The sequence below is a fragment of the Streptomyces sp. NRRL S-455 genome, assembly GCF_000717875.1.
Classification (GTDB): Bacteria; Actinomycetota; Actinomycetes; order Streptomycetales; family Streptomycetaceae; genus Streptomyces.
In genome coordinates, this window is record NZ_JOCT01000021.1 from 265,739 (window position 1) to 290,000 (window position 24,262).

The 24,262-nt window shown below is 68.0% G+C and carries 20 protein-coding genes, 1 tRNA gene and 1 pseudogene; 12 read left to right on the forward strand and 10 right to left on the reverse strand.

Annotation, left to right across the window (positions count from 1 at the left end):
- Positions 1 to 7: 7 nt before the first annotated feature.
- Complete coding sequence (locus tag IE97_RS0126515) at positions 8 to 2,251, forward strand: MMPL family transporter (RefSeq protein WP_051804084.1); 2,244 nt, start codon at positions 8 to 10, stop codon at positions 2,249 to 2,251.
- A gap of 16 nt (positions 2,252 to 2,267) precedes the next feature.
- Positions 2,268 to 2,990 carry a thioesterase II family protein gene (locus tag IE97_RS0126520; RefSeq protein WP_030955265.1) on the forward strand — a complete coding sequence of 241 codons (723 nt, stop codon included), beginning with the start codon at positions 2,268 to 2,270 and terminating at the stop codon, positions 2,988 to 2,990.
- Between the two features lie 239 nt (positions 2,991 to 3,229).
- Here the strand turns inward: IE97_RS0126520 and IE97_RS0126525 are convergent, their stop codons facing one another.
- Both IE97_RS0126525 and IE97_RS0126530 read right to left on the reverse strand, forming a co-directional pair.
- Positions 3,230 to 5,002 carry a hydroxysqualene dehydroxylase gene (locus tag IE97_RS0126525; RefSeq protein ID WP_030245527.1) on the reverse strand — a complete coding sequence of 591 codons (1,773 nt, stop codon included), beginning with the start codon at positions 5,000 to 5,002 and terminating at the stop codon, positions 3,230 to 3,232.
- A gap of 302 nt (positions 5,003 to 5,304) precedes the next feature.
- Positions 5,305 to 6,867: a serine hydrolase domain-containing protein gene (locus tag IE97_RS0126530; RefSeq protein ID WP_030245530.1), complete on the reverse strand. Its 1,563-nt coding sequence runs from the start codon at positions 6,865 to 6,867 to the stop codon at positions 5,305 to 5,307.
- A gap of 108 nt (positions 6,868 to 6,975) precedes the next feature.
- On the opposite strand from IE97_RS0126530, the gene IE97_RS0126535 reads away from it, so the two are divergent.
- Together IE97_RS0126535 and IE97_RS0126540 are read left to right on the forward strand one after the other, a co-directional pair.
- On the forward strand, positions 6,976 to 8,196 hold the full coding sequence (locus IE97_RS0126535) for a sensor histidine kinase (RefSeq protein ID WP_030245534.1): 1,221 nt from the start codon (positions 6,976 to 6,978) through the stop codon (positions 8,194 to 8,196).
- Positions 8,187 to 8,834, forward strand: coding sequence for a response regulator (locus IE97_RS0126540; protein WP_030245537.1), 648 nt, complete (start codon positions 8,187 to 8,189; stop codon positions 8,832 to 8,834). The genes IE97_RS0126535 and IE97_RS0126540 overlap by 10 nt, the downstream gene beginning before the upstream one ends.
- 266 nt (positions 8,835 to 9,100) lie before the next feature.
- On the opposite strand, the gene IE97_RS42245 is transcribed toward IE97_RS0126540, so the two are convergent.
- The 3 genes from IE97_RS42245 to IE97_RS42250 all read right to left on the reverse strand — a co-directional run bounded on the left by IE97_RS42245 (position 9,101) and on the right by IE97_RS42250 (position 11,729).
- Positions 9,101 to 9,628 carry a hypothetical protein gene (locus tag IE97_RS42245; RefSeq protein ID WP_158708339.1) on the reverse strand — a complete coding sequence of 176 codons (528 nt, stop codon included), beginning with the start codon at positions 9,626 to 9,628 and terminating at the stop codon, positions 9,101 to 9,103.
- Positions 9,625 to 10,422 carry a DUF692 domain-containing protein gene (locus IE97_RS0126550; RefSeq protein WP_158708340.1) on the reverse strand — a complete coding sequence of 266 codons (798 nt, stop codon included), beginning with the start codon at positions 10,420 to 10,422 and terminating at the stop codon, positions 9,625 to 9,627. Before IE97_RS0126550 ends, IE97_RS42245 begins: the two co-directional genes overlap by 4 nt.
- Before the next feature lie 779 nt (positions 10,423 to 11,201).
- Complete coding sequence (locus IE97_RS42250; protein ID WP_158708341.1) at positions 11,202 to 11,729, reverse strand: hypothetical protein; 528 nt, start codon at positions 11,727 to 11,729, stop codon at positions 11,202 to 11,204.
- Positions 11,730 to 12,258: 529 nt separating this feature from the next.
- Between IE97_RS42250 and IE97_RS0126560 the strand changes: the two genes are divergently transcribed.
- Positions 12,259 to 12,531 carry a hypothetical protein gene (locus IE97_RS0126560; protein ID WP_030245541.1) on the forward strand — a complete coding sequence of 91 codons (273 nt, stop codon included), beginning with the start codon at positions 12,259 to 12,261 and terminating at the stop codon, positions 12,529 to 12,531.
- A 119-nt stretch (positions 12,532 to 12,650) separates the two neighbouring features.
- Here IE97_RS0126560 and IE97_RS42255 read toward each other — a convergent pair whose 3' ends face one another.
- Positions 12,651 to 12,788, reverse strand: coding sequence for a hypothetical protein (locus IE97_RS42255; protein WP_158708342.1), 138 nt, complete (start codon positions 12,786 to 12,788; stop codon positions 12,651 to 12,653).
- A 175-nt stretch (positions 12,789 to 12,963) separates the two neighbouring features.
- Between IE97_RS42255 and IE97_RS43835 the strand changes: the two genes are divergently transcribed.
- Together IE97_RS43835 and IE97_RS38725 are read left to right on the forward strand one after the other, a co-directional pair.
- Positions 12,964 to 13,281, forward strand: a complete 318-nt coding sequence (locus tag IE97_RS43835) for a type II toxin-antitoxin system RelE/ParE family toxin (protein WP_078603392.1) — start codon at positions 12,964 to 12,966, stop codon at positions 13,279 to 13,281.
- Between the two features lie 42 nt (positions 13,282 to 13,323).
- Positions 13,324 to 13,641: a helix-turn-helix domain-containing protein gene (locus IE97_RS38725; RefSeq protein WP_420706140.1), complete on the forward strand. Its 318-nt coding sequence runs from the start codon at positions 13,324 to 13,326 to the stop codon at positions 13,639 to 13,641.
- 703 nt (positions 13,642 to 14,344) lie between these two features.
- On the opposite strand, the pseudogene IE97_RS38730 reads toward IE97_RS38725, so the two are convergent.
- Together IE97_RS38730 and IE97_RS0126575 are read right to left on the reverse strand one after the other, a co-directional pair.
- A pseudogene (locus IE97_RS38730) lies at positions 14,345 to 15,643 on the reverse strand (MFS transporter).
- A gap of 426 nt (positions 15,644 to 16,069) precedes the next feature.
- The gene (locus IE97_RS0126575) at positions 16,070 to 16,858 is read right to left on the reverse strand and encodes an IclR family transcriptional regulator (RefSeq protein ID WP_030245543.1); all 789 of its coding nucleotides are present in this window, start codon (positions 16,856 to 16,858) and stop codon (positions 16,070 to 16,072) included.
- Positions 16,859 to 16,974: 116 nt separating this feature from the next.
- On the opposite strand from IE97_RS0126575, the gene IE97_RS0126580 reads away from it, so the two are divergent.
- The 3 genes from IE97_RS0126580 (at position 16,975) to IE97_RS0126590 (ending at position 21,046) form a co-directional block, all read left to right on the forward strand.
- Positions 16,975 to 17,934: a 5-dehydro-4-deoxyglucarate dehydratase gene (locus IE97_RS0126580; protein ID WP_030245547.1), complete on the forward strand. Its 960-nt coding sequence runs from the start codon at positions 16,975 to 16,977 to the stop codon at positions 17,932 to 17,934.
- 320 nt (positions 17,935 to 18,254) lie between these two features.
- Positions 18,255 to 19,592 carry a gluconate:H+ symporter gene (locus IE97_RS0126585; RefSeq protein WP_030245550.1) on the forward strand — a complete coding sequence of 446 codons (1,338 nt, stop codon included), beginning with the start codon at positions 18,255 to 18,257 and terminating at the stop codon, positions 19,590 to 19,592.
- Positions 19,593 to 19,717: 125 nt separating this feature from the next.
- A complete protein-coding gene (locus tag IE97_RS0126590) occupies positions 19,718 to 21,046 on the forward strand; it encodes an enolase C-terminal domain-like protein (RefSeq protein WP_037844855.1) in 1,329 nt (442 codons plus the stop codon).
- A gap of 361 nt (positions 21,047 to 21,407) precedes the next feature.
- On the opposite strand, the gene IE97_RS0126600 is transcribed toward IE97_RS0126590, so the two are convergent.
- Positions 21,408 to 21,481, reverse strand: a tRNA-Gly gene (locus IE97_RS0126600).
- Between the two features lie 543 nt (positions 21,482 to 22,024).
- Here IE97_RS0126600 and dcd point away from each other — a divergent pair.
- Together dcd and IE97_RS0126615 are read left to right on the forward strand one after the other, a co-directional pair.
- Positions 22,025 to 22,600, forward strand: a complete 576-nt coding sequence (dcd, locus tag IE97_RS0126610) for a dCTP deaminase (protein ID WP_030245554.1) — start codon at positions 22,025 to 22,027, stop codon at positions 22,598 to 22,600.
- An 11-nt stretch (positions 22,601 to 22,611) separates the two neighbouring features.
- Positions 22,612 to 23,109 carry a phosphoribosyltransferase gene (locus IE97_RS0126615; RefSeq protein ID WP_030245557.1) on the forward strand — a complete coding sequence of 166 codons (498 nt, stop codon included), beginning with the start codon at positions 22,612 to 22,614 and terminating at the stop codon, positions 23,107 to 23,109.
- A gap of 97 nt (positions 23,110 to 23,206) precedes the next feature.
- Here the strand turns inward: IE97_RS0126615 and IE97_RS0126620 are convergent, their stop codons facing one another.
- Positions 23,207 to 24,250 (reverse strand): Yip1 family protein, encoded by a 1,044-nt coding sequence (locus IE97_RS0126620; RefSeq protein WP_037844808.1) that lies wholly within the window; start codon positions 24,248 to 24,250, stop codon positions 23,207 to 23,209.
- Positions 24,251 to 24,262: the final 12 nt, after the last annotated feature.

Below are 24,262 nucleotides of genomic sequence, written 5' to 3' on the forward strand. Positions count from 1 at the left end.
GGTAAGCATGTCAGCTTTACTTCGAATCGCGGGACGGCCCAGGCTGCTGCTGTCCTGTGTCGTCGCGCTGCTGGTGGGCGCGGTACTCGCGGGCGGCGGTCTCACCGACCGGCTCCAACTCGGCGGCACCGAGGACCCGGCCGCGGAGTCCAGCCTGGCGGCCGAGACGATGGACGCCAAGTTCCCGGCCAGCAGGCCCAATCTCGTACTGCTCGTGAAGGCGGAGGCCGACGCCCCCGGCACGAAACGGGAGGGCACCGAGCTGGCCCAGCGGCTGGCCCGGGAGCAGGGCATCACCGGCGTCGTCGACTACTGGCAGACCGGTGATCCCGGGCTGCGCGCGGAGGACGGCCGGTACGCGCTGATCGTCGCCCACATCAAAGGCAACGAGACCGAGGCGGGCAAGGTCTTCGAGCGTATCGAGGACGACTACCGGGGCGCCGTCGGTGACCTGGAGGTGTCCCTCGGCGGCACCGTCGCCGTGCGCAACGAGTCACAGCAGCAGACCGCCGACGACCTGGTGAAGTCCGAGCTGATCGCCTTTCCGCTGGTGCTCCTCATCCTGCTGCTGGCGTTCGGCAGCGTCGTCTCCGCGCTGCTGCCGCTCGGGATCGGCGTGATCGCCATCCTGGGGACCAACGCCATCCTGATGGGGATCACGCACCTCACCGACGTGTCGGTCTTCGCGCAGAACCTGACGACGGCACTCGGGTTCGGCCTGGCGATCGACTACGCGCTCCTCATCGTCCGGCGCTACCGGGAGGAGCTGAAGCGCGAGCCCGATACCGCGCGGGCCCTCAGCGCCACGATGCACAGCGCGGGCCGGACGGTACTGTTCTCGGCGTTCGTCGTGGCCGTGTCGCTCGCCGCGATGCTGATCTTCCCCATGTACTTCCTGCGCTCGTTCGCGTACGCCGGGATCACCGTGGTGGCGCTCGCCGCGCTCGCCGCGCTCATCGTGCTGCCCGCCCTGCTGCTGCTCCTCGGCCACCGGGTGGACGCGCTACGGCTCCGCCGGAAGGGCAGCCAGGAGCGGGAGGCCGCCGCGGAACGCCGCTGGCGTGCCCTCGCCGGGGCGACGATGCGCCGTGCGCCGCTGGTCACCGTGCTCGTCACCGCGCTTCTGATCCTGGTCGGCCTCCCCTTCCTGAAGGTTGAGTTCGGCACGGTGGACGACCGGACGCTCGGTGAGAAGGCCGAGGCCCGGATCGTCCACAACACCCTGCGCGAGTCCTTCCCCGTCAGTCCGACCGGCGGGATCGACGTACTGGCCCGGGACGGGGAGCAGCAGGACATCGGTGCCTACGCCGAGAAGCTGTCCGCGCTGAAGGGCGTGGCGCGCGTGGACAGCCCGACCGGCACCTACCAGGGCGGACAGCTGGTCCAGCCGCCCACCGCGGTGAGCGCGACCCGCGCGGTGTCGGGCACCGACTACCTGACCGTCTGGCCCGTCCCCACCATCGAGGACATCTCCGTCGAGAGCCAGGACCTCGTCAAGCGCGTGCGCGCCGTCGAGGAGCCGCCCTCGTCCTCGGTGAGGGTCGGCGGGCAGGCCGCCATGCTGGTGGACAGCCGGGCCGTCATCGGTGAACACCTGCCGTACGCGCTGCTGTTCATCATCATGGTCACCCTCGTCATGATCTTCCTCATGACCGGTTCGCTGGTGCTCCCGTTCCTGGCAGTCGTGCTCAACGCGCTCAGCCTCACCGCGATGTTCGGGGCCGCCGTCTGGGTGTTCCAGGAGGGACACCTCAGTGGGCTGCTCGGCTTCACGGCCACCGGGTTCATCGAGACCTCGCTGCCCGTGCTGATGTTCTGCCTGACCTTCGGTCTGTCGATGGACTACTCCCTGTTCATCCTGTCGCGGATCAAGGAGAACTACGACCGGCACGGCGACCACCGCGAGGCCGTGCGCGCCGGCATCGCCCAGACCGGAGGGGTGATCACCGCCGCCGCGGTGCTGCTCACCATCGTGATGGTGGCCATCGGCACCTCGCAGATCACCCTCACCAAGATGCTGGGCTTGGGCGTCGCCCTGGCCATCCTGGTGGACGCCACCCTGGTGCGGTGCCTGCTGGTGCCCGCTCTCATGGCGATCTTCGGCCGCGCCATCTGGTGGGCCCCGAAGTCGCTCCAGCGCTTCCGGATCCGCGAGGAGAAGCCGCAGCCGTCCGCACCGGGTGGGCGGGGGGACGAGGGGACGTCGCTCGTCTCCGCCTCGGACAGCGAGCGAGCAGGCGGCGATGGCTGACCCAGGTGATTGGTTCGTGGTGCCCCGTCCGCGCCCGGACGCCCGGCACCGGATGCTCCTCTTCCCTCACGCGGGCGGCGGGGCGAACTACTACCGCGCCTGGGCCGCGCACCTCCCCCCACACGTGGAGCTGCGGATCGTGCAGTACCCCGGGCGGGAGCACCGTATGGCGGAGCCGCTCGTCCCGGACATGGCGACCCTCGCGGGGGCGGCGGCCGACGCGGTCGCCGGGGCGGCCGGGCCCGCGCTGCCCACGACCCTCGTCGGCCACAGCATGGGCGCGTCCGTCGCCTACGAGGTCGCGCGTCTGCTGGAGGACGACTTCGGGGCACGCCTCGCACATCTCGTCGTCTCGGGACGGTCGGCGCCCGGCTCCCCGATCGGCCAGGTTCCCTCCCGCAGCGGTTCGTTGACCGACGACGAGCTGCGGGCTGACCTCGCCGGTGAGGGCGGTACGGATCCGAGGCTGCTGGACTCCCCGGACGTGCGGGCGGTCATCTTCCCGATCGTGCGCAACGACTACCGGCTGCTGCAGAGGTACACCGCCCGGCCCGTTCCCCTCCGCTGCGACCTCACGGCCGTCGTCGGTGACTCCGACCCCTCGGTGCCGGTGCACGCGGCCCGGTCCTGGGAACGGTGCACGACGGGCCGGTTCCGGCTCCACGTACAGCCAGGCGGTCACTTCTATTTCCGTACGCGGCTCGCCGACGTCGTACGGCTGCTCGCGGAGCGACCGTAGGACGGGCTGGGGTGAACGTGTGCTGCCCTTGGCGTCGGATGCCGCGACCCCAAGGCCGCGCTGCACCCCGACCGGCTGATGGCGCTCTTTGAAATTGGACACCCCCTGCTCAGGGGGTGTCCTCACACCTGTTCGCGATGCCCCAGCTGTGGAATGACCTCCTGGGGCAGCTCCGCGGCAAGAAGGGTGCCTTCGCCGGCGTCATGGCTGATCAGGTCGAGCGACCGCCCTCGAATGGATCACCCCAGGTCGAACGCGTTCGGCAGGCCGGCCTTGAAGCGGAAGCGGTCGTGGCGCTTGAGGCTCTCGAGCTCCGGCGGCCGGAACAGCGGGGTGACCGTGCAGCGCGGCGCAGTCGAACCTGCTTGGTCCAGAAGGGCATTGACCGCCTGACGGGCCGAGGCGTTCGCGCCCTCCATGGTGGCGAGGTCGATGTCCACGGCGACGTAGTCCCCGGACAGGAAGAAGTTCGGGACCGCGGTCCTGGCCGAAGGGCGGTTGTGCAGCGTGCCCACGGGATGGATCAGCAGCTCGTCCTGGTTGGTCGGGTGCGGGGTGCCGATCCCGTCCACTCCGGGGTCCAGGAACCACGAGTGCAGCGTGCTGTCGCGCAGCACTGTCCTGCCGGTGTCGTTGAGTGCGTCCTTGAGCTGTGCCCACACCTCGCGTGCGACCTCCTCGCGGGTGCACTGTTTGGCCGTTTTGCCGTACAGGACGCCGGGCTTGTCCCACTCGGAGATATCCACCGACAGACACTCCTTGGCCACGCCGTCGCCGTAGTCGGCGGCGAAGTCACGCCCTGGCCAGTGCCGGGCCTGGGCGATCGCGGTCAGCGACCACGGCGAGTCGATGCAGTTGAAGTGGCCCTGTACCACGGGCGGCGTCTCGGTCAGATAGAACTGAAGGCCCGTCATCCAGTCCGTCTGCAGCTTGTCGCAGCGCGCCAACTGTGGGTCGGCGGCGCGTAGTCCGGCACTCCAGGTGCGCCGCGCGTGCTCCACCGGCATGGCGGAGACATAGTGATCGGCGGTAACGGAGCGACGTACGCCGTCCGCATCCTCGATGACGGCCTCGGAGACCCGCCCGTCTCCGCCCAGCCTCACCTCGTGCACGGTCCAGCCGATACGGAACTCCACGCCCAGGGTGGTGAGATGAGCCACCCAGGGGTCGATCCAGGCCTCATTGGTGGGTGCGTTGAGGATCCGGTCGGGTGGGCCGTCCGCACCCCGGCCGAGCGCGTTGAGAACGAAGGCCTCGCCGAGGGTGCCGACCGTGCGGGTGCTGGCCTCCTCGGCCTTGGTGGCGACGATGTTGCGGGTGACGCCGACCGCGAGGATGCGCTGGTACTCCTTCGACATCTGCCCGGCGCGTACGAAGGTCCACCAAGGGGTGGCTTCCCAGGTGGAGTTGCGGCGTTCGTCGCAACTGGTCAGGAAGACGACGGCGCGGTTCACGAAGTACGCGATCTCATGGAGGGGAAGGTTGAATCCCGTCTCCAGGAGACCGGTGAGGGCGCGTCTGATGTCGTCGAGGGTGAGCTCGGCGGGCTCCTTCTCCCCGGGGATGGGTATCCGCAGATCCTCGCGGCCGTTGTTCCGCGCGAACATCATCTCCTTGGGTGCGATCAGGTTGTCCCGGACGCCGCCTGCGTTCCCGGGAAAGGGGATGCGCCGCATCGTGTCGGGGAGGTTGTGGTAGATCCCCGGGATGAAGCGGAACCCGTGCTCCGCGGGCAGTGGCTTGCGGCCTCCCTTCGCGCTGTCCGGTACGTCCATGGAGCGGGCCTTGCCGCCGAGCGCCCGGCGCTCGTAGACGGTCACCGCGAAGCCCCGCTCGGCGAGTTCATGCGCCGCGGTCAGCCCGGCGACGCCACCGCCGAGCACGGCGACGGCCTGCCGCCGTTCCTGCGCCGGTGCCGCTGAAGCCGCCGTGCCGGTGCCCAGCGCCACCGCCCCGCCTGCGGCCGCGGCCCCCACCACGAAGGTGCGTCGCGTGCTGCCCGTTCGCCCCATACCGGTCTCCCCTACCGTCGGTAACGCCTGCGGTCCGGCGGAGGAGCCTAAGGGAGTACCTCTTGGCGCGGAAGTCATGGACATGACTGACGTGGGCATGTGCTCGAATGTGGCGCGTTTGCGTTGCCGGGGAGCCGGCCGCGTCACCGCCAGGGAGTGATCGAAGTGGCGTCCAAGGCATGCCGTATCGCACGCCGTCTCGGCGGTGAAGCCCTTCTCGGCGGCCGTCTCCGGTTCGGCCTGGGGGTGCGCGCTGCTCCGAGCCGTGTGGCTGCCCGGTCTGCGTTCCCCTCCTGGTGCTGTCAGCCAGGCTGGGCGGTCTGGTACTCGTCCCCTGCACCGAGTGCTCCGTGCCGGGCGCGACGGCCATGGCGGTGCCGAAGCAGAGCGAGGGCCCGTGCGGTGACGACCGCGGTGGAGGCAAGGGCACCGGCGCCCGCACAGACGACGAGGGCAGGCCAGGCGTAGGCGGTCTGAGCAAGGGTTCCGGAGCGGTTCATCAGCAGGCCCAGGAGTGAGGCGAGTTGGGTCAGGAAGAGGACCGGAAGGGCATGGGGCAGCAGCCGCAGTGCCACTCTCCACCACCGTCGCCGTGCGGTGTGCCGTGCCCAGCGCCGAGCACGAAGCACGCCGCGGATGCCGAGGCCCGTCGCCAGCAGGGTGAGGGCCGCCAGAACCCAGTCGGCCGTCATCGAGAAGGGCTTGGCCACCTCGGGGTTCCTGCCCCGGGCCAGGTCGACGAGACCCTGCGCGATCTGGGGGGCGTCGTCTCCCGAAAGCAGGCCGGTGTTGGTGACGACCGCGATGCCGACCTTGCTGTCGGGCAGCAGAATCGCGATCGAGTTGTGGGTCAGGAGCTGGCCCGTGTGCTGGATCTCCTCGCGCTTGTCGTCGCGTCCGTCGTCGTCTCGCTTCACCCACCAGCCCATCGCGTAGTCGCTGTCCTTCGGCGCATCCGGCGGGGTGTGCGTGAGCTCGATGCTCTGCGCGGTGGCGATACGACGGCCATCGGCGGCGACGCCCTGATTGTTCTGGGCGATCAGCCACTGGGAGAAGTCGTCGGCGGTGGTGACGACGCCGTGACCGCCCGCGGTGAACCAGCGAGGGTGAGGACGGGAGAACGTCCCGCCGTAGGCGCGGACGTAGCCACGGGCCTGGTCGGGCATCTCCGTGGTGGTGTCGACGGAGGCGGTACGCGTCATGCGCAGTGGCCTGAAGAGCTCGGCGGACATGTAGTCGGCGAAGGGCTGACCGCTCACGACCTCGACCAGGCGGGCCGCAACGAAGTAGTTGGGGTTGTGGTAGCTGTACTTGGTGCCCGGCGCGGAGGCGAGGTGCGCTTCGCGCATCGAGGCGATCGCCTTCTCAAGGGTGTGTGGTTGGGCACGGGTCAGGTCCGGGTAGGCGGAATCGGCCATGCCGGAGGTCTGGGTCAGCACCTGTCGGACGGTGATCTCCTCGGCGCGCCGATCGGCCATGGTGAACTCCGGCAGGTAGCGGCGCACGGGCTGATCGAGGTCGACCTTGCCCGCTTCCACCAGTTGCATGACGGCCAGAGCGGTCATGGACTTCGACAGAGATGCCACGGGCAGGCGCGTACGCGGTGTCATGGCCTGGCCGGACGCGGTGTGCCCGTACCCCGCGGTGTGCACGACCCGGTCGCCCTTGGTCACGGCGACCACCGCGCCCGGCAGGCGGGTCTGCTCCAGGTAGTCGTCCACGAAACGGTCGATCGAGGCCGGATCCAAGGTGGCGGTGGACTGCGCGGCCGAGGAGCCCGGCACGGCGGCCACCGCGACACCGAGCGCGGCTATGAGGGCAGCGAGTCTGCGACGGGGGCCGGTGCGGAGGGTGATCAGCTTCATGGGCCCAGTGCACCGGTCCGTCCCCTGCCGACGCACGGGCGTGCACGGGAGTCCCGAGGTAGTGCCGGCACTACCGCTTCAAGATCCTGCACTCGCTACGGTCGCAGGATGCGACATCGAACCGCCTGGCAGGCGCTCGGCCAGAACCCGCTGAAGGTACTCGGCTCCAGCTGGCCCTGGAGGTCCTTCGCCTACCTGCTGTCCGGCGTCGTCTTCGGTGCCGTCACCAGCACCGTTCTGGTGGTCGCGCTGGTCGCGGGGCTCGTCTCGCTGGTCGTGCTGGTGGGGGCGGTGATCCTGCTCGGGGTCGCGTTGTCCGGCGTCGTCGTCACACGCTTCGAACGGTGGCGCCTGCGGCTGGTGGACCTGGACCCGGTGCCGGACCCGCACCGGGCGGCTGAGCGCGCGGGACTCGTCGGATGGCTGCGGACCCGGCTGCGGGAGCCGGCGACCTGGCGCGAGCTCGGCTTCACGGCGGTCTCCGTAACCGCTCTGTGGTGGATGGATCTCCTCGTCCTGGGCTTCGCCCTGGTCGTCCCCGTGCTGGTGATGATGTCGCCACTGGATGATCCCGGCGCCTGGCCCCTGGTGTTCGTCGGCCTCTGCCTGCTCGCCGCCGCGCCGTACACCATCACCGCCTGGGCCGGTGCCAGGGCGGCGGTCACGCGTCTCATGCTGGCGCCGCGCGACAGCGAACTCGGCCGCCGGCTCACCGACGTGCGGGCCTCGAGAGCCCGGCTGGTCGATGCCTTCGACGCGGAACGCCGCCGTATCGAGCGGGACCTGCACGACGGCGCGCAGCAACGGCTGGTCTCACTCAACGTGATGCTCGGCCTGGCCCGCCTCGACGCCGAGCCGGACTCCGCACTGGCCGGGCAACTCGACAAGGCTCAGGAGCAAGTCGCGCTCGCCGTCGACGAGTTGCGTGAGCTCAGTCGTGGCGTGCACCCGAAGGCCCTGACCGATCACGGTCTGGCCGCGGCGGTCGAGAACCTCGCGGCCCGCTCGGCTCTGCCTGTGACGGTCGACATCAGCCTGCCCCACCGTATGCCCGTCTCCGCGGAGACCACGGCGTACTTCGTGATCGCCGAAGCCCTGACCAACGCCGTCAAGCACAGCGAGGCGACGCGAGTGGAGGTACACGCCCGCCTGCACACCGACGTGCTCACGCTGTCCGTCGGCGACAACGGCATCGGCGGCGCCACCCCGGAGGGCGGTACCGGACTGACCGGCCTGGCCGACCGCGTCGCCGCCGCGGACGGCCGATTCCGGATCTCCAGCCCGCGGGGCGGGCCTACCCTGCTGCATGTGGAGCTGCCATGCCGCTGACCGTCGTAGTCGCCGAGGACTCCCCGCTGATGCGGGACGGCCTCGTCGGGGTGCTCACCCGCTTCGGCCACCAGGTGCTCGCCGCCGTGGGCGACGCGGACACCCTGATCACCGCCGTTCGGGAACACCGTCCCGACATCGTCGTCACCGATGTCCGCATGCCACCGGACAACACCGACGACGGCTTGCGCGCCGCCGTCGCCCTGCGGCAGGAGCCCTCCACGCTGCCGGTGCTGGTCCTCAGCCAGTACATCGAGCAGTCCTACGCCGCCCACCTGCTCGACCTGGGCAGTGACACCGGGATCGGTTACCTCCTCAAGGACCGGGTCAGCGCCGTCAGCGAGTTCGTCGACGCGGTCGCACAGGTCGCCGCGGGCGCGACGGTCGTGGACCCCGAAGTGGTCCGCCAACTCCTCAACCGCCGCCACGACCCCCTGCAGCGCCTCACCCCACGGGAGCGCGAGGTCCTTGCTCTGATGGCCGAGGGCCGTACCAACAACGAGATCGCCCGCGAGCTGTACGTCACCGAAGCAGCGGTGAACAAGCACGTCAGCAACATCCTGCAGAAACTGGAACTCCACCTCGACGGCGAGGGACACCGGCGCGTCCTCGCCGTCCTCACCTACCTCCGTGCATGATCACGGGGCCGAGCCGGGGGTGCCTGGTTCCAAGGGCTGACCTGGACGAACGGTCGGGTTGCGGCCCTGTCTGGCTCGGCCGCTTTCCGCGTGGTTCCCCGCTCGATCTGGTGCGGTTGTGGTGCGGCTGCCGGTGGCCGCTTCTCCGAACCGACGAACCGGTAAGCTTCAAGCGCTTCAAAGGTGTTGCTTGGCTGCTCTGATCAGCCGCCTGATGCAAGAGTTCTAAAAGCCGACTCCCCGGGCGGCCATGAGTGATCCGGCCGCTACGGCAGTGGCTGCACGTAGAACAATTCTGGAGTTTCACGGCTCACTACCATCCGGTACGCGCCGCGAATCTTCGCTTCGTCAAGTGGTGCACCCAGCAACAGGCTTTTTAGTACTGCGTACGGTGCGTGCTGCCACTCGATAGTGACGGGACCTGTCATGTCACCAGCCTTGATTGCCAGAAGAGCGGCTTCAAAACTAGCGACCGCAGCGATGAGTGGATCACTATGGCATCCCATGTCGGCCAGGAAGACAGCTGCCTGTTGCTGATAGTAGGGCGTCACATCGGGCCTACTGGCGAATCGACCAGCCACCTCGTCGAAGGTTCCGCGCCTTTTAAGCAAGGTCGATGTCAAAATGCAAGTTTTCTCGATTGCAAAAATCCGCCACCACCCTGAAATCTCCTGTAGCGCCGAGAGCCGCCCCGAGGAATTTACTTGATGGAAGTACGGGTGATCATTCTGCGGTTCCTGCTCTCTCGACTTCAGCAGGGCCAACAGGCCGACTTGCAGTTTTTCCAAATTCATTGAGTTACTGCCCTGCTGGCGGTTGGTGCTGACTCCAGCATTGCCCGCATTCGAACCAGTTCGGAGGCGATCAGATCTGGCCCAAGAATTGGCGCTGCCTCATCCAGTAGTTCGTAGGTGACGGTTTCCACATACGGCGCCCTGGTAAAAACCTCCTTCGCTAGGTTCAGCGTCGACGCCTTCATGGGGCGTGAATGCACATCCAGCATGATTCCCCGGTGCTCGACGCCGCCGGCAACGTGAATCTCCCGCACGGTTTTGAGATCGATTTCATTCAAGAATTTCTCGATCTCAAATCCGTTATTCGCCCGGTCGCATTCCAAATTGTAGACGTCGAGCAGAAGTCCGCATCCAGTGGCCGATGTCAGTTCATTGAGGAACTCCGCCTCCGTGTAGTCGCTGTCGTAATCCGGAAGCAGACGCACCACGTTCTCCAAGAGGAAGGGGGACGGGTACCGCTCTTGGATAGCTGCAACACGCTCGATGGCGAGCTCAAGCGCCTCTTTCGTTCGAGGCAGGGGAAGCATTGTGCCGAGAAACTCTCCGCGCACCATCGTATAGCCGAGGTGTTCGCTGTGCCAGGCGACGTTAACCGTGTCCATGAGCTGATCGAGACAGCGCAGATAGTCATCTGACCATCCGTCGTGGGAGCCGATGGACAGTCCAACTCCATGGACAATTACGGTGGCGTCACTCGCCAAATCCCTCAGCTCATGCAGAGCGTCAATCTGAAGGCTTCCCCCGTCAGAATTTTCATCTACAAAAGCATCGGGAGTCACCTCCATGTGATCCACCAAAGGTAGGATTCGTTCAAGGAGGGCGCGATCGCCGGGAGTGTAAGTGGTCGCGATTCGGGGCCCCCGCTGAATCTGCGACTCAGGCATGATCACGGATCAGCTCCAGAACTCGCAGATCACAATCCCGCTGCTTCGCACTAGAGTCGTACATCCACGCCGATAACGTCGTCGTCGCGGAGGAGCTCGTTGAGCCCATTGTGAATTTCTGGGTCACCGCTACGGAGAGTCAGATCGATCCCCGTCAGGCCGCATCTTGTGCACCCTGAAGGATTCAATCGTCGGATGAGGTCTTCGACCGCCTTGTGGACTACCTCCAACTCCGCATCCGGCTTGAAAGTGATTGTGACATTGCGTGCTGATTGTGCGTTGTTCGTGCTGGCTTGTTGAGGCATGTGGCTACTCCAATCGTGCCAGAGGGAAGGGGCCTGCCATGAGACCGTAGCCACTGACTGTGCACTGGCATAGGCTCTGTCCGGGTGAAACCCATCGGGCACAGGTAGTGCACTTCGGTTTCGTGAACATGGCATGCGCTGCGATGAACCCTCCCACCAAGGCGATCCATAGCCACATGCCGCCGCCCTGAGCCTGAAAGCTCTCTTCAGTAAGGCCCACGGTACTGACGATCTCCCGCACCGCGTCCTGGTCACCCCTGATAACCGTGTTGTGAAGGTCGGAATGATGACACGTGGCAGCAGGTGGCGGACGAGGCCGTGCGGTTGGGCTCACCGAGGAGCTCGTGGCTGTCGGCACGGCCGCCCCTCATACGTGAAAGGTCGTCACTTCGGCAGAACAGAGGATGCGACGAGCGCTCCCAGAGATGCACCAGCGATCGCCCCGGCGGTTCCACCGACTCCAGCCCCGGCGGCTGCACCAACAGCTGCGCCACCGGCGACACCAACGTCGTTCCCACTTCTCTCAATGTTGAGACGGGGAACCAGAGTTGCGCCGATCATTCCGCACAGCGAGGGGGATCCGTCAGGGGTTACTGCTGGCGGAATGTCTGCTCGAGCGCCATCGAACGCACTGAGCAGCGTCTGCACATCACCCTCTTCAAGTATCCCATCTTCCTTGAGCCCGTTGAGCGTCACCTCGAAGTGCTTCTTCTGAACCTCTGGAGGAGCCGTCTTGAAGAGATCCATTTCGCGCGTGACCGAGCGGATGATCCACGGCAGCCTGTCGCACCAGGGCCACCAGGGGGTGGGCCGCGGAATATTGTCCCACGGAGGCACGTACGGCAGCTGATCCCCGCTGGGTTGATTCCGGCCAACTGCGGGCTGAGGCTGCCCGGTGACTGCGTTTGACATGGCCGTTCTCCTTCGGCATGACTTGCCAGTTCCGACGGCGTAAGACCCGGCGTCAATAGATGACTGGGTGTACGCCATCTGAGAAACCCCCACTTGTTATGTTGCACCTTTGCTGCTACGTGCGCATCTCCAGAAACAGGTGGGTGAGGACTCGCTCGATGCGGGCGATGCCCATGGTGTGGAGGAAGGCCGCAGCCCGGCGGAGGAAGTCTGCGCAGGTGGAGCAGAGGAGTGCGGCGCGCCCCTGCTCTGACGCAGTGGTGTCCGATGCCGGACCGACGGACCTGCACTTCCCGCTCGGTGAGCCCGTGGGACGTTAGGGAAGTTGCGGGAACGCGCAGGGAGGGGGAGGGTGGTTGTGTTGGTGCGCAGGCCATGCCGGACAAGAACTCCGGCGCACGGGTCCGCAGGATGATGGACCGTCGCGCAACCCTCGCTCTCTCCTAATACCGGGATTGACTCCGCGGTTCCAAGATCCGGCTTCAACGGCGTGCGCAACGTCTTTTCCCAGAGAAGTAGGAGTGGTGTCATGAATTCTGCGGACGACCAGAAGTTCCAGCGTTTCCAGCTCGGCGCCGCCTATCTGGCCACCCACCCGAAACTGCCCGATGTGGTCGCGGAGATGGAGCGCGAGCGCCAAATGGTGGACGTAGCCAACAAAGCACCGCGTGAGTACTTGAAGGCGAAGGGCATCGATCTCTCGGATGAGTGGAACATCTCGTTCTCACATGACAGCCCGCTGACGATCACTGGTTGTGTCAACAGCTGGTGCCTGAGCTACACCTTCGGGCACTTCCAGTAGGTGCCTCGGGCCGCCGAGGGCGTTCGGGAGGGCTACACCGAAATGCCCTCCGCGGCCACGTGCATCACGTGCGTCCCCGCAAGGGGGCTTGCTCTTTTCTGCCAGTCGGGCAGGTCAGGTTAGTCCGCGACGTAGCCCGGCTTCGGGTCGTCGAAGTGTTTGTACATCTGGGCGGTCCAGCAGGTGGCGACGATGCGGCTCTTCTGCTCACGGGTAAGGCGGGAGGCGCGACGATCGCTGACAGGGCTCGCTCGCACGCCGAGAGGTCTGCGAGGCCGGCGTGAGCCTCAGCCTGGACGGAGGCGACCCGGTAACGGGTAGTCAGGGCGCTGTCTCCGCGCCGGGCCACCAGTTCGGCCGCCGAGAGGGTTCGCGCGGCGTCGGCGTAGCGACGTTCATACAGATCGATGTACGCGTGCCTCACCAGGGCGCATGCACACAGGTCGTAAGACTTGGCTTCCTCGCTCGCAGAGGCGGCCAGGGTGTAGGAGGCAACTCGGCCGTCCGGCAGCCGTCGAGCACGTCGTTGAGGGCCGTGAGCTGGTCGCGGACGATCGGGAACCTAAGGAGCTGAGGCCGGGATCGGGTGGCCGGTCCGAGATTCGGATCATCTTCGCCTTTGATCCGACTCGTTCGGCCCTGCTGCTCCTCGGCGGCGACAAGGCGGGAAACTGGGATCGTTGGTACCGCGACAACATTCCTCTGGCTGAACAGCTCTACCGCGACTACACCGGTGACACGGAGGACTGAGGAGTAAGCATGCCCAAGAAGGCCCCGCAGGACTGAGAGACCCTGGAGCAGGAGCTGTACTCGGCCGGTGTGCATCCCGCTGAGGTGGAAGCTGGTTCGCGTCGTCTGCTGGCGGAAGCCCGTGGGCATCAACTCGCCGAGGCGCGCAAGCAGTACGGGCTGGCCCAGAGGGACGTGGCTGCCCGCATGGGTGTGAGCATCGCTCGCGTATCCCAGATCGAACACGGTGAGGTCGCCACTCTCGATGTCATCGCACGTTACGTCGAGGCGCTCGGCGGCAGGTTGGACCTGGTTGCCGACTTCGGTGATCACACGCTGCGGATGCCGGCAAGTGGTGATCAGGGCAGCGCGGCGGCATAGCTGGGCCGAAAACTTTTGGCTGGTGTCATGCGTCGCACCGCCCGGCAGTAGTTCTACGGGACCGGCAGGCTGAGGGCTCTCCTCTTGCGATCTTGTCCTGCGCGGCGTGAAAACAGCAGGTCACCGGTGCACACCGGCTCGAGGAGCAGGGGCCGGCTGGCGTCAACTACGCGCTCGTACACTCCGCGTGCCCGATCCTCGAGCGTATGGCGGGGCGAAAAGCCCCGATAAGCAGTGGCAAGACACAACCCCCAGAACGCTGACCTGGGGTTTCATCATGGAGCGGGTGACGAGAATCGAACTCGCGCTCTCAGCTTGGGAAGCGAGGGCGCTTGCGGTGCGGAAGTTGCCCTGACCTGCGGAGACGTCTTTCTCTCAAGGCGGCGCTGCGGTGGGGAGCCACCGCTGTTGACCGTGGTTGTCCGCTCTTCCAGGCACGCTGTGGGCACGAGCGGCGAAGGCCGGTGGGCGGAGCACGTGCGCGCAGGGGCATTGCGCTCGGCCGGGCTCCGTCGGACAGTGCCGTTCCAGGATGCGGGCACGTCCATCATGTACGTCGCACCGGAGGCGAGTTGGCCCTCGATGTGGCTCGTGTCCGCGGCGGCCGCCACGGTCGAGGTGGGCAGCGCGGTGATGGCGAGCAGGAGCGCCGCGCCGCAGGCGGTGCGGCGGGCGGTCCGGACGCGGGTGCGGGCGCCGGTCGTCATACGGAGATCTCCTCGGTGTGGGGTGCGGTGGGTCGTTCGGTGGCTTCAGGGAGGGACGCCCCGCTGGTCTCGCGCACGAACCGGACGGTCAGCGCCGTTATCACGGAGCCCCCGCAGATCAGCAGGGCGACGGGGGTGCTGCTGCCGCTCCCGGCCACCAGGCTTCCGGCGATCATCGGGGAGAAGCCGGCGCCGATGAGGGTGGCGCCCTGGTAGCCGAGGGAAGCGCCGGTGTAGCGGACCCGGGTGCCGAACATCTCGCTGAGCAGGGCGCCCAGCGGCCCGTACATCGTGGACTGGGCGATGCCGTGGCCGAGGACGACGGCGAGGATCAGCAGCCCGGGCGACTTCGAGTCGACCAGCGCCGGCACCGGGAAGGCCAGCGCCGCCGAGGCGAGAGCACCGGCGAGGACGACCGGGCGGCGGCCGATCCGGTCGGAGAGCGCGGAGGCGCGGGGCAGCACGACGAGGGCGACGCAGGCGGAGACTGTGAGCGCGGTGAGTACCTGCGGGCGTGCGTAGCCGATGCCGGTGGCGTACGCGATGAGGTAGCTGGTCAGAAGGGACTGGGCGGTGAAGGCGCCGATACCGACGCAGCAGGGGACGCGGACGCCGCAGCACGTCGAGGATCGGCAGCCGCGACTCGGCCCGGTCCTTCTTCACCTCGGCGAAGAGCGAGCTCTCCACGACCTTGAGCCGTACGAACAGTCCGACGCCGAGCAGCACCACGCTCAGCAGGAATGGCACACGCCAGCCCCAGGCCGTGAACTGCTCCCTGGGCATGGCGACCACGAGGGTGACGACCAGTGAGGAGAGGAGGGAGCCGAGCGGGGCTCCCATCTGCGTGAAGCTGGACCACAGCCCGCGGCGCCGCTCTCCGGCGTGCTCGACGACCATGAGGGTGGCGCCGCCCCACTCACCGCCGATGGCGATGCCCTGGACGACGCGCAGGGTGATCAGCAGGATCGGCGCCCAGACACCGATCGTGTCGTACGTGGGCAGCAGGCCGATGAGGAAGCTGGCCCCACCCATCAGGCCCATCGTGAGCAGCAGCATGGACCGAGCGGTCGGGCGACATAGCCGGCGGCGAAGGTGCCGAACGCGGCGACGGTTCCGACTGCGGGGTCGGCGCCGGGGAAGAACAGTTCGCCGGAGACCAGCGCGGCGACGGTTCCGTAGACGAGGAAGTCGTAGAACTCGACGGCGGTGCCCAGCAGCCCGGAGAGGGCGCCCCTGCGTAACTGCCCTGCACGCTCCGCCTCCTCGGCAGGGGTGAGCGAGAGGGATGGGGGCATCGCGGTCTCCCTTGACCGGGGGAAGGACACTGCACAACATGTGGCGGCTCCCGGCTCCCGGCTCCCGGCTCCCGGCTCCCGGCTCCCGGCTCCCGGCTCCCGGCTCCCGGCTCCCGGCTCCCGGAGAATCGGCGCACGGAGCTCTTGGACGTGGAGCGGGTGACGAGGATCCAACTCGCGCTCTCAGCTTGGCCAAGCGACGGCGCTTGCGCTGCCACATGGTCGCTGAACTGCGGTGATTCACCGTCCGCACGCCGTTTCCTGGGGCTGATCGCACCCCTGTTGACCCTGCTTGCCCGTTCTCAGGGGCGCGGACGGGGCACGGTCTCGGCTGGCTCGTGCCGTTCGGCGGCGACATCGGGGCCGGCGGAGAGTGACCGCTGCTTCTCGGCTCTCGCCGCCGGGGCCCCGGGTGAACCCGCAGCCTCAGCGCCAGTCGGGTATGCGCGAGACGGGCGGCAGGTGGGCTTCGATCTTCGCTCGTACCTCCCGCATCACGGAGACGATGCGGACCTCGTGCTCCCGGGTCAGCCGGGCCACCGGGACCGAGCAGCTCATGGCGTCGGTGGCCGGTGCGTCGTACCGCAGGGCGAAGCCGAAGCCGGCGATACCGGTCACCGTCTCCTCGCGGTCGATGGAGTAGCCGCGCTCGCGCACCTGGGCCAGGTCGGCGAGCAGTGCGGCACGGTCGGTGTGCGTGTTCTCCGTCAGGGCCGTCAACGACCCGTCCGTGATCGGCAGTTCTTCGTCGGGGCGCTCGGCGAGCAGCGCCTTGCCGAGGGCGCCGGCATGGGCCGGGACGCGGCGGCCGACCCGGCTGATGGTGCGCAGGTACTCGTGGGACTCACGGGTGGCGAGGTAGACGACGTCCGGGCCGTCGAGCCGTGCCATGTGGATCGTCTCGCCGAGCGCGTCCGACGCCTCGTCGAGGTACGGCCGGACCACACGGATGCGCCGGTCGCCGTCGAGATAGCTGGTGCCGGTGAGCAGGGCGCGGATCCCGATGCCGTAGAGCGAGCCGGTGACGTCGGTGCGGACCCAGCCGCAGTCGACCAGGGTTTGGAGCAGCTGGTACATGCTGCTGCGCGGCACGCCCAGGTTCTCCGCGAGCTGGTCCAGGCGCGAGGGCTGCTCGCCCCGCGCGGCGAGCAGTTCCAGCAGCGCGACGGTCCGGGCCGCCGACTTCACACCGCGGACACCTCTCCCCTCCGACATGGGCCCATCGTAAATCCGCGTCAATTCGAGTCTGCCCATCCGTTGACCCACCCAGTTCACCCATCTAGCCTCCATCTGCATACGTAGACGCCATCTGCATACAGGGATGAGAAGACATGACAGGGATCAGCGCGGAGGTCGCAGAGGTCACTCGGCGACTCCGCGACGGAATGGCGAGCGGGGTGCTGTCCTTCCCCCTCACGAGCTTCCGGGCCGACGGCGGCCTCGACCTGGACGCCTACCGGGCGTACCTGGCCGACCGGTTGGCCACCGCACCCGGCGCGGTGTTCCCGTGCTGCGGGACTGGAGAGTTCTTCTCACTGGACGAGGACGAGTACCGGGCGGTCGTGCGGACCACGGTCGAGGTCGCCGACGGACGGTTGCCGGTGGTGGCGGGCATCGGCTACGGCTGGGCGCAGGCGCTGCGCTTCGCCCGTATCGCGGAGCAAGCCGGCGCGGACGCCGCACTGGTACTGCCCCACTACCTGGTGGGCGCGCCGCAGGACGGTCTGGTGGAGCAGCTGCGCCGGATCGCCGAAGGCACCCGGCTGCCACTCATCGCTTACCAGCGCGGTCAGGTCGCCTTCACCGCCGACGGCCTGCGCCGGATCGCGCGCATCCCCACCGTCGTCGGCCTGAAGGACGGCCACAGCGACCTCGACCGGCTCCAGCGCCTCACGCTCGCCGCGCCCGACGGCTTCCTCTTCTTCAACGGCGCCGCCACCGCCGAGATCCAGGCGCGCGCCTACGCCACAGTCGGTGTCCCCGCCTACTCCTCCGCCGTCCACGCCTTCGCCCCCGAGATCGCGAACGCCTTCTTCACCGCCCTGCGGGACGGGGACGACGCGGGCGTGACCAAGCTCCTGCGTGAGTTCTACGTCCCGCTCGTCGAACTACGTGATCGGGTGCCGGGCTACGCCGTCTCCCTGGTCAAGGCCGCCGCCCGGCTGCGCGGTTTCCCGGTCGGCCCGGTGCGCGCCCCGCTCACCGACCCCGGGCCGACCGACCTCGCCGACCTGGAGAAGGTGCTGGACCACGGCCTGAGCCTGGTCGGCGCCGTGCGACGACCCGCTTGACGTACCGGGCACCCCTCGTGCCCGCCCGAAACCCGCGGGTGCGCGTCGTGCCCGCAGGATGACCCGTGTCGCGGACCGGACCGGATCCGAAAAGTCCGCGGCCCTCAGGGAGCCCCCGGGCCGCCACCCCAGCGTCTCTTCTCGCCCACGGCCACAGCCGTCCGTACCGCGCCGCCCGCACCACACTCCTCCCGCGCAGCCACGCGACAGCGCCCTACCGCTCCTCCAGGGCGTGCGGCCGATCACGCCGTACGCCGATCGGGCCGCCCGCAGTCGGCGGCGCTCCGACTGCTCACTCAACAGTTCAAAGGGGAACTGCCATGCCTCTCCTCGTAGTCGGCATCAGCGTTGTGATCCTGCTTCTGCTCATGACCAGGCTGAGACTCAACGGCTTCGCGGCCCTCCTGCTCGTGGCGGTCGGCGTCGCACTGGTCCGGGGAATCCCGGTAGCCACCATCCCGGACGTCCTCTCCGAAGGCATCGGGGACCAGATCGGTGACACCATGCTCACCATCGGACTCGGCGCCATGGTCGGCCGTGTCATGGGAGACTCCGGCGCCGCACAACGGATAGCGGGCAAGCTCCTCGACGCCTTCGGTCCGCGCTGGGTCCAGGTGGCCATGGTGGTCACGGCCATGCTGATCGGCGTGACCATGTTCTACGAGGTCGCTTTCATCATCATCGTCCCGATCGCGTTCACCCTGGTCAGGGTCACCGGTACGAAGTTGCTGTGGGTCGGCCTGCCGATGTCCATCGCCCTGTCCACCATGCACAGCTTCCTGCCGCCGCACCCCGGCCCCACCGCCGTCGCCGCGGCCTTCCACGCCTCCGTCGGACTGACGCTCTTCTACGGTCTGTTCATCGCCGTTCCGGCCGGCGCGCTCGTCGCCCTGACCTGGCCCCGCCTTCCGTTCATCAAGGCGATGAACCCCTCCATCCCCGAGGGCCTGGTCAGCGAGCGGGAGTTCACCGACGAGGAGATGCCCTCACTGGGCTGGTCGCTGTTCGTGGCGCTCTTCCCGGTGGCGCTGATCGTGGCGGCCGCCGTGACCGACATGGCCACCTCCACCGAGAGTCCGTTCCTCCACGTCGTCGCCTTCATCGGCTCGGCACCGATCGCGCTGCTGCTGACCCTGTGCCTGGCGATCTGGGCGTTCGGACCCCGGATCGGCCGAAGTCTGGAGGAAGTCGGCGCCTCCTGCACCTCGGCGGCCAAGGCGATGGCGATGATCCTCCTGGTGATCGGCGCCGGCGGGGCCTTCAAGAACGTCCTCGTCGAAGGCGGGATCTCCGACTACATCAAGGACGCCACGGACGGCTGGTCCATCTCGCCGATCGTCCTCGCCTGGCTGGTCGCCGTCATCCTCCGCATAGCGCTCGGCTCGGCGACGGTCGCCGTCGTCACGGCCTCCGGCGTGGTGCTGCCGCTCCTGGCGGGCAGCGGGGTCCACCCGGAGATGATGGTGCTCGCCGTCGCCTGCGGCTCCATCGCCTGCTCGCATGTCAACGACCCGGGATTCTGGCTGTTCAAGGAGTACTTCAACCTCTCCGTCATCGAAGCGATCAAGGTTCGCACCACGTATACGACGGTTCTCGCCGTCCTCGGCCTGGGGGGCGTCCTGGTGGCCGAGTGGGCCATCGACGTCCTCAGCCTCTGAACCCGGAAACCTTCCGAGCAGGGGGCCCTTCCCAACCTCAGAGTCCTCCCTGCCTCAGAGACCTCACGGTCCCGGAAACTCCCGATCCCCCGCACCGCCTCACCGCAGAAGGGCACCCGATGAGCATCGGACAGCCGACCGTCACGGCGTTCTCCGTCTATCCGGTCGCAGGCCGGGACAGCATGGCGCTGAATCTCTCCGGCGCCCACGGCCCGTACTTCACCCGCAACGTCGTCGTCCTCACCGACTCCGAGGGACGTACCGGGCTGGGGGAGGTGCCCGGCGGCGAGAAGATCACCCAGACCCTGCGCGATGCCGAATCCCTCGTCGTCGGGGCGAAGGTGGGCGACTACAAACGCGTCCTGCGCGAGATCGGCGACCGGTTCGCCGACCGCGACGCAGGCGGACGGGGCGCCCAGACCTTCGACCTGCGGACCACCGTCCACACGGTCACCGCCGTCGAGTCGGCGCTGCTCGACCTCCTCGGGCAGCACCTTGACGTGCCCGTCGCCGCGCTGCTGGGTGATGGACAACAGCGTGATTCTGTGAGGGTGTTGGGCTATCTCTTCTACGTCGGTGATCCGGACCGGACCGACCTGGAGTACGTCCGCGAACCGGACTCGCCCGTGGAGTGGTACCGGCTCCGGCACGAGGAGGCCCTGTCTCCGGAGGCTATCGTCCGCCAGGCCGAGGCGGCCTACGGCCTCTACGGGTTCCGGGACTTCAAGCTCAAGGGGGGCGTCCTGGACGGTGCCGAGGAGGTAGCGGCTGTACGCGCCCTCAAGGACCGCTTCCCCGAGGCCCGGATCACCCTCGACCCGAACGGCGCCTGGTCACTGCGCGAGGCGATCGAGCTGTGCCGGCCCCTGGCCGGCACGCTCGCCTACGCCGAGGACCCCTGCGGAGCCGAAGGCGGCTACTCCGGACGGGAGATCCTCGCCGAGTTCCGCCGCGCCACCGGCCTTCCCACCGCAACCAACATGATCGCCACCGACTGGCGCCAGATGACCCACGCCCTGGCCCTCCAGTCGGTCTCCATCCCGCTGGCCGACCCCCACTTCTGGACCATGCAAGGCTCCGTGCGCGTGGCGCAGCTCTGCAACGCCATGGGCCTGACCTGGGGCTGCCACTCCAACAACCACTTCGACATCTCCCTGGCCATGGTGACCCACTGCGGTGCCGCGGCCCCGGGCGAGTACAACGCCCTGGACACCCACTGGATCTGGCAGGAAGGGCTGGAACGGCTCACCACCGCCCCACCGCGCATCGCCGGTGGTGAAATCGCCGTCCCGGACGGCCCGGGGCTGGGTGTCTGCCTCGACATGGACCGGCTCCTCACGGCCCACGACCTCTACCGGGAGAAGGCACTGGGGGCACGCGACGATGCCGTCACCATGCAATACCTCATCCCTGACTGGGAGTTCGACAGCAAGAGCCCCTGCCTGGTGCGATAGACGACCGTTCGACCTGCCCGTCGTTTCGGCATGCGATGTCCACGAGATGCGACCGCGCCCGACCCGGTCGAGCGCGCCTTCGCCCTGATCCCCGTGGACAGCGTCCGCCATGGAGTGGCCGGCATCGGTGGGCGGCCAGTCGGTCAGTCGGTCAGGCCGAGCGTGGTCAGGCGGTCAGGGTCGGTGAGAATGTCGAGCCCGGTGATGCGGCCGTCCCGGATGGTGAACGAAGCGACCTCGCGCACCATACCGAGAAGGTCACGGACAGTAACTGCGCCCTATGGTGCGGATGTGGTGCGCGCCCCGCCCGCCGGTCTGGACAACAAAGGAACCCCCGGGTCCCTGACCTGGGGGTTTCGTATGGAGCGGGTGACGAGAATCGAACTCGCGCTCTCAGCTTGGGAAGCTGATGTTCTACCATTAAACTACACCCGCGTAAGACGCCGACGGAGTCGGTGTCCGGACGGTCGCCACTTTACCTCATGTCAGGCTCCCGGTGTTCAAGCCGAGGGGCCTGAGGGTTTTTCAGGCCTGGAACACGCATGGGATGCGACTGCGGGGTACCGGAGTTGGGGCGTACGGTGGGGTGTCGGCGAGGGTCCGGGCGGGACCGGAGTGCCGCTTTCGAGGCCGTCCCTTTGATCCCGTACTGTGGCTTTTGTCGTCAGGCAAGCAGTAGCCGGACGCGGCTCTTGGGGAAGGGACTCTTGGACTTGATGGAGCGCACCGTCGTCCGCTGTGCGGATGGGCACGTGTTCACCACCGCTTCGTTCCCGATGCAGCAGGCCGAGCGGCTCGGCCCCGGCCGGCTGCTTCGGTGTCCGCGATGTGCGCGGCTCCGGAGCGTCGTGCCCGTCACCTACGAGAAGCGGTAGCGGGGCAGCAGTGGCACAGCGGCGATAGCGGGACAAAGGCGTACACAGGCGCGCGGAGTCGTCCGGTTGTGGGCGCTCCGCGCGCCTTGCGTATCCTCGGGGCGTGCTTCTCTCAGACAAAGACATCCGGGCCGAGATCGATGCCGGGCGGGTGCGGATCGATCCGTTCGACGACGTGATGGTGCAGCCGTCGAGTATCGACGTGCGCCTCGACCGCTATTTCCGGGTGTTCGAGAATCACCGGTACCCCCACATCGACCCCTCCATCGAGCAGGCCGATCTGACCCGGCTCGTCGAGCCGGAGGGGGACGAGCCGTTCATCCTGCACCCCGGGGAGTTCGTCCTCGCGTCGACGTACGAGGTCATCACGCTGCCCGACGATCTCGCCTCCCGGCTGGAGGGGAAGAGCTCGCTGGGGCGGCTGGGGCTGGTGACGCATTCGACGGCGGGCTTCATCGATCCCGGGTTCAGCGGGCACGTCACCCTTGAACTGTCCAACCTGGCCACCCTGCCGATCAAGCTCTGGCCGGGGATGAAGATCGGGCAGCTGTGCATGTTCCGGCTCAGCTCACCCGCCGACTTCCCCTACGGGAGCGAGCGGTACGGGTCGCGGTACCAGGGGCAGCGCGGGCCGACCGCCTCCCGGTCCTTCCTCAACTTCCATCGGACCCAGGTGTGAGTGACACGGGCATGAGTGAGGCGCGGGAGAACCTGACCTACGAGCAGTTCGGCGTCGCCGTGCGCGAGCTCGCGCAGGTCATCGCTGACGAAGGGTACGAGCCCGACATCGTGCTGAGCATCGCGCGTGGCGGTGTCTTCGTGGCCGGTGGGCTCGCCTACGCCCTCGACTGCAAGAACATCCATCTGGTGAATGTGGAGTTCTATACGGGTGTGGGGACCACTCTCGAGATGCCCGTCATGCTCGCGCCGGTGCCCAACGTGATCGACTTCTCCGAGAAGAAGGTGCTGATCACGGACGACGTGGCCGACACCGGAAAGACGCTGAAGCTGGTGCGTGACTTCTGCCTCGAGACCGTCGCGGAGGTGCGCAGTGCTGTCGTCTATGAGAAGTCGCAGTCGCTGGTGAAGTGCGAGTACGTGTGGAAGCGGACCGATGAGTGGATCAACTTCCCGTGGTCCGTCGAACCGCCTGTCGTGCGGCGGTCCGGGCAGGTGCTCGACGCCTGACAGAGACCAAGGACGGCGGCCAAGGATGGCGGCCGAGGACGGCGGCCAGGAAAAAGGGGCTCCCCGGCAGGGAGCCCCTTTCTCGTGCGCGCGGAGATCAGACCGTGCCCAGCTTCACGATCGACAGCAGCGCGACCAGCTGGATCGCCGACGCGCCCAGTGCCTTCGGCCAGGGCAGGTCGTGGGAGCGGCTGACCATGAGGGTCAGCAGTGCGCCGCCCGCCACCCAGGTGGCCCAGCCCAGCAGCTGCACGAACGTCGCGTCGCCGCCGGCGAACATCGCGAAGACCAGGCGGGGGGCGTCCGTGAGGGACATGATCAGCATGGAGAGGCCGACCGTGGGCTGCCAGGCGCCGTCGCCGCCGAGCTGGCGGGCCAGGGTGTGGGTGACCACGCCCAGGATGAACGCGCTGATCACCATCGCGACGGCCGTCGTCAGGACGATGGGGATCGCGTTGGAGAGTGTGGCGTTTATCGCATCCGCGCGGGCGCCGTCGAAGCCGAAGACGGCCAGCAGGCCGTAGAGGAACGTGACGATGAGGGCCGGGCCCCACATCGTGTAGTCCCGCATCTGGAGGAAGGTCTGGTTCGGGGAGAGGACGATCCCGCGGAGCAGGGCCTTCCAGTGCAGACGCGGGCCGACCGGGCCGGGGGGCGGGGCCGCCGCGCCGGCGCGGTAGGTGTCGCCCTCGGTGTAGGGGTCCTCGCCGACCGCGAAGGCCTGGGTGTGGCCCGGGTTGTTCGCCGCGTACGGGTCGTGCGGTCCCTGGGGGCCGTGCGGGTACGCGCCGTCGCCGAAGTACTCCGGCTCGCCCTGGTCGCCGTAGCCGCCGCCCGGGCCGCCGGGGCCGGCGTTCGGCTGCGGCCAGGTGGGGCCACCGGGGCCGCCGGGGCCGCCGCCGTTGCCGTACGGCTGCTGCCGCGGGTACGGCTGCTGCGGCGGCGCCTGCGGGTAGCCGTACGACGGCCCCTGCGGCGTCTGCTGCCCGTACGGGGGGTTTTGCGGTCGCGTCTGAGGAGCGCCGTTGTTCCGGCCGCGTCCGATCCTGAATCCAGCCACGTCTTCGAACGTACCTGGTCCCCGGCGGTGTTGTGCCGGGCCCGGGCATCCGGGCCCGGCTTTGCGGCCGAGCTGTGACATCCCTTAAGGGAC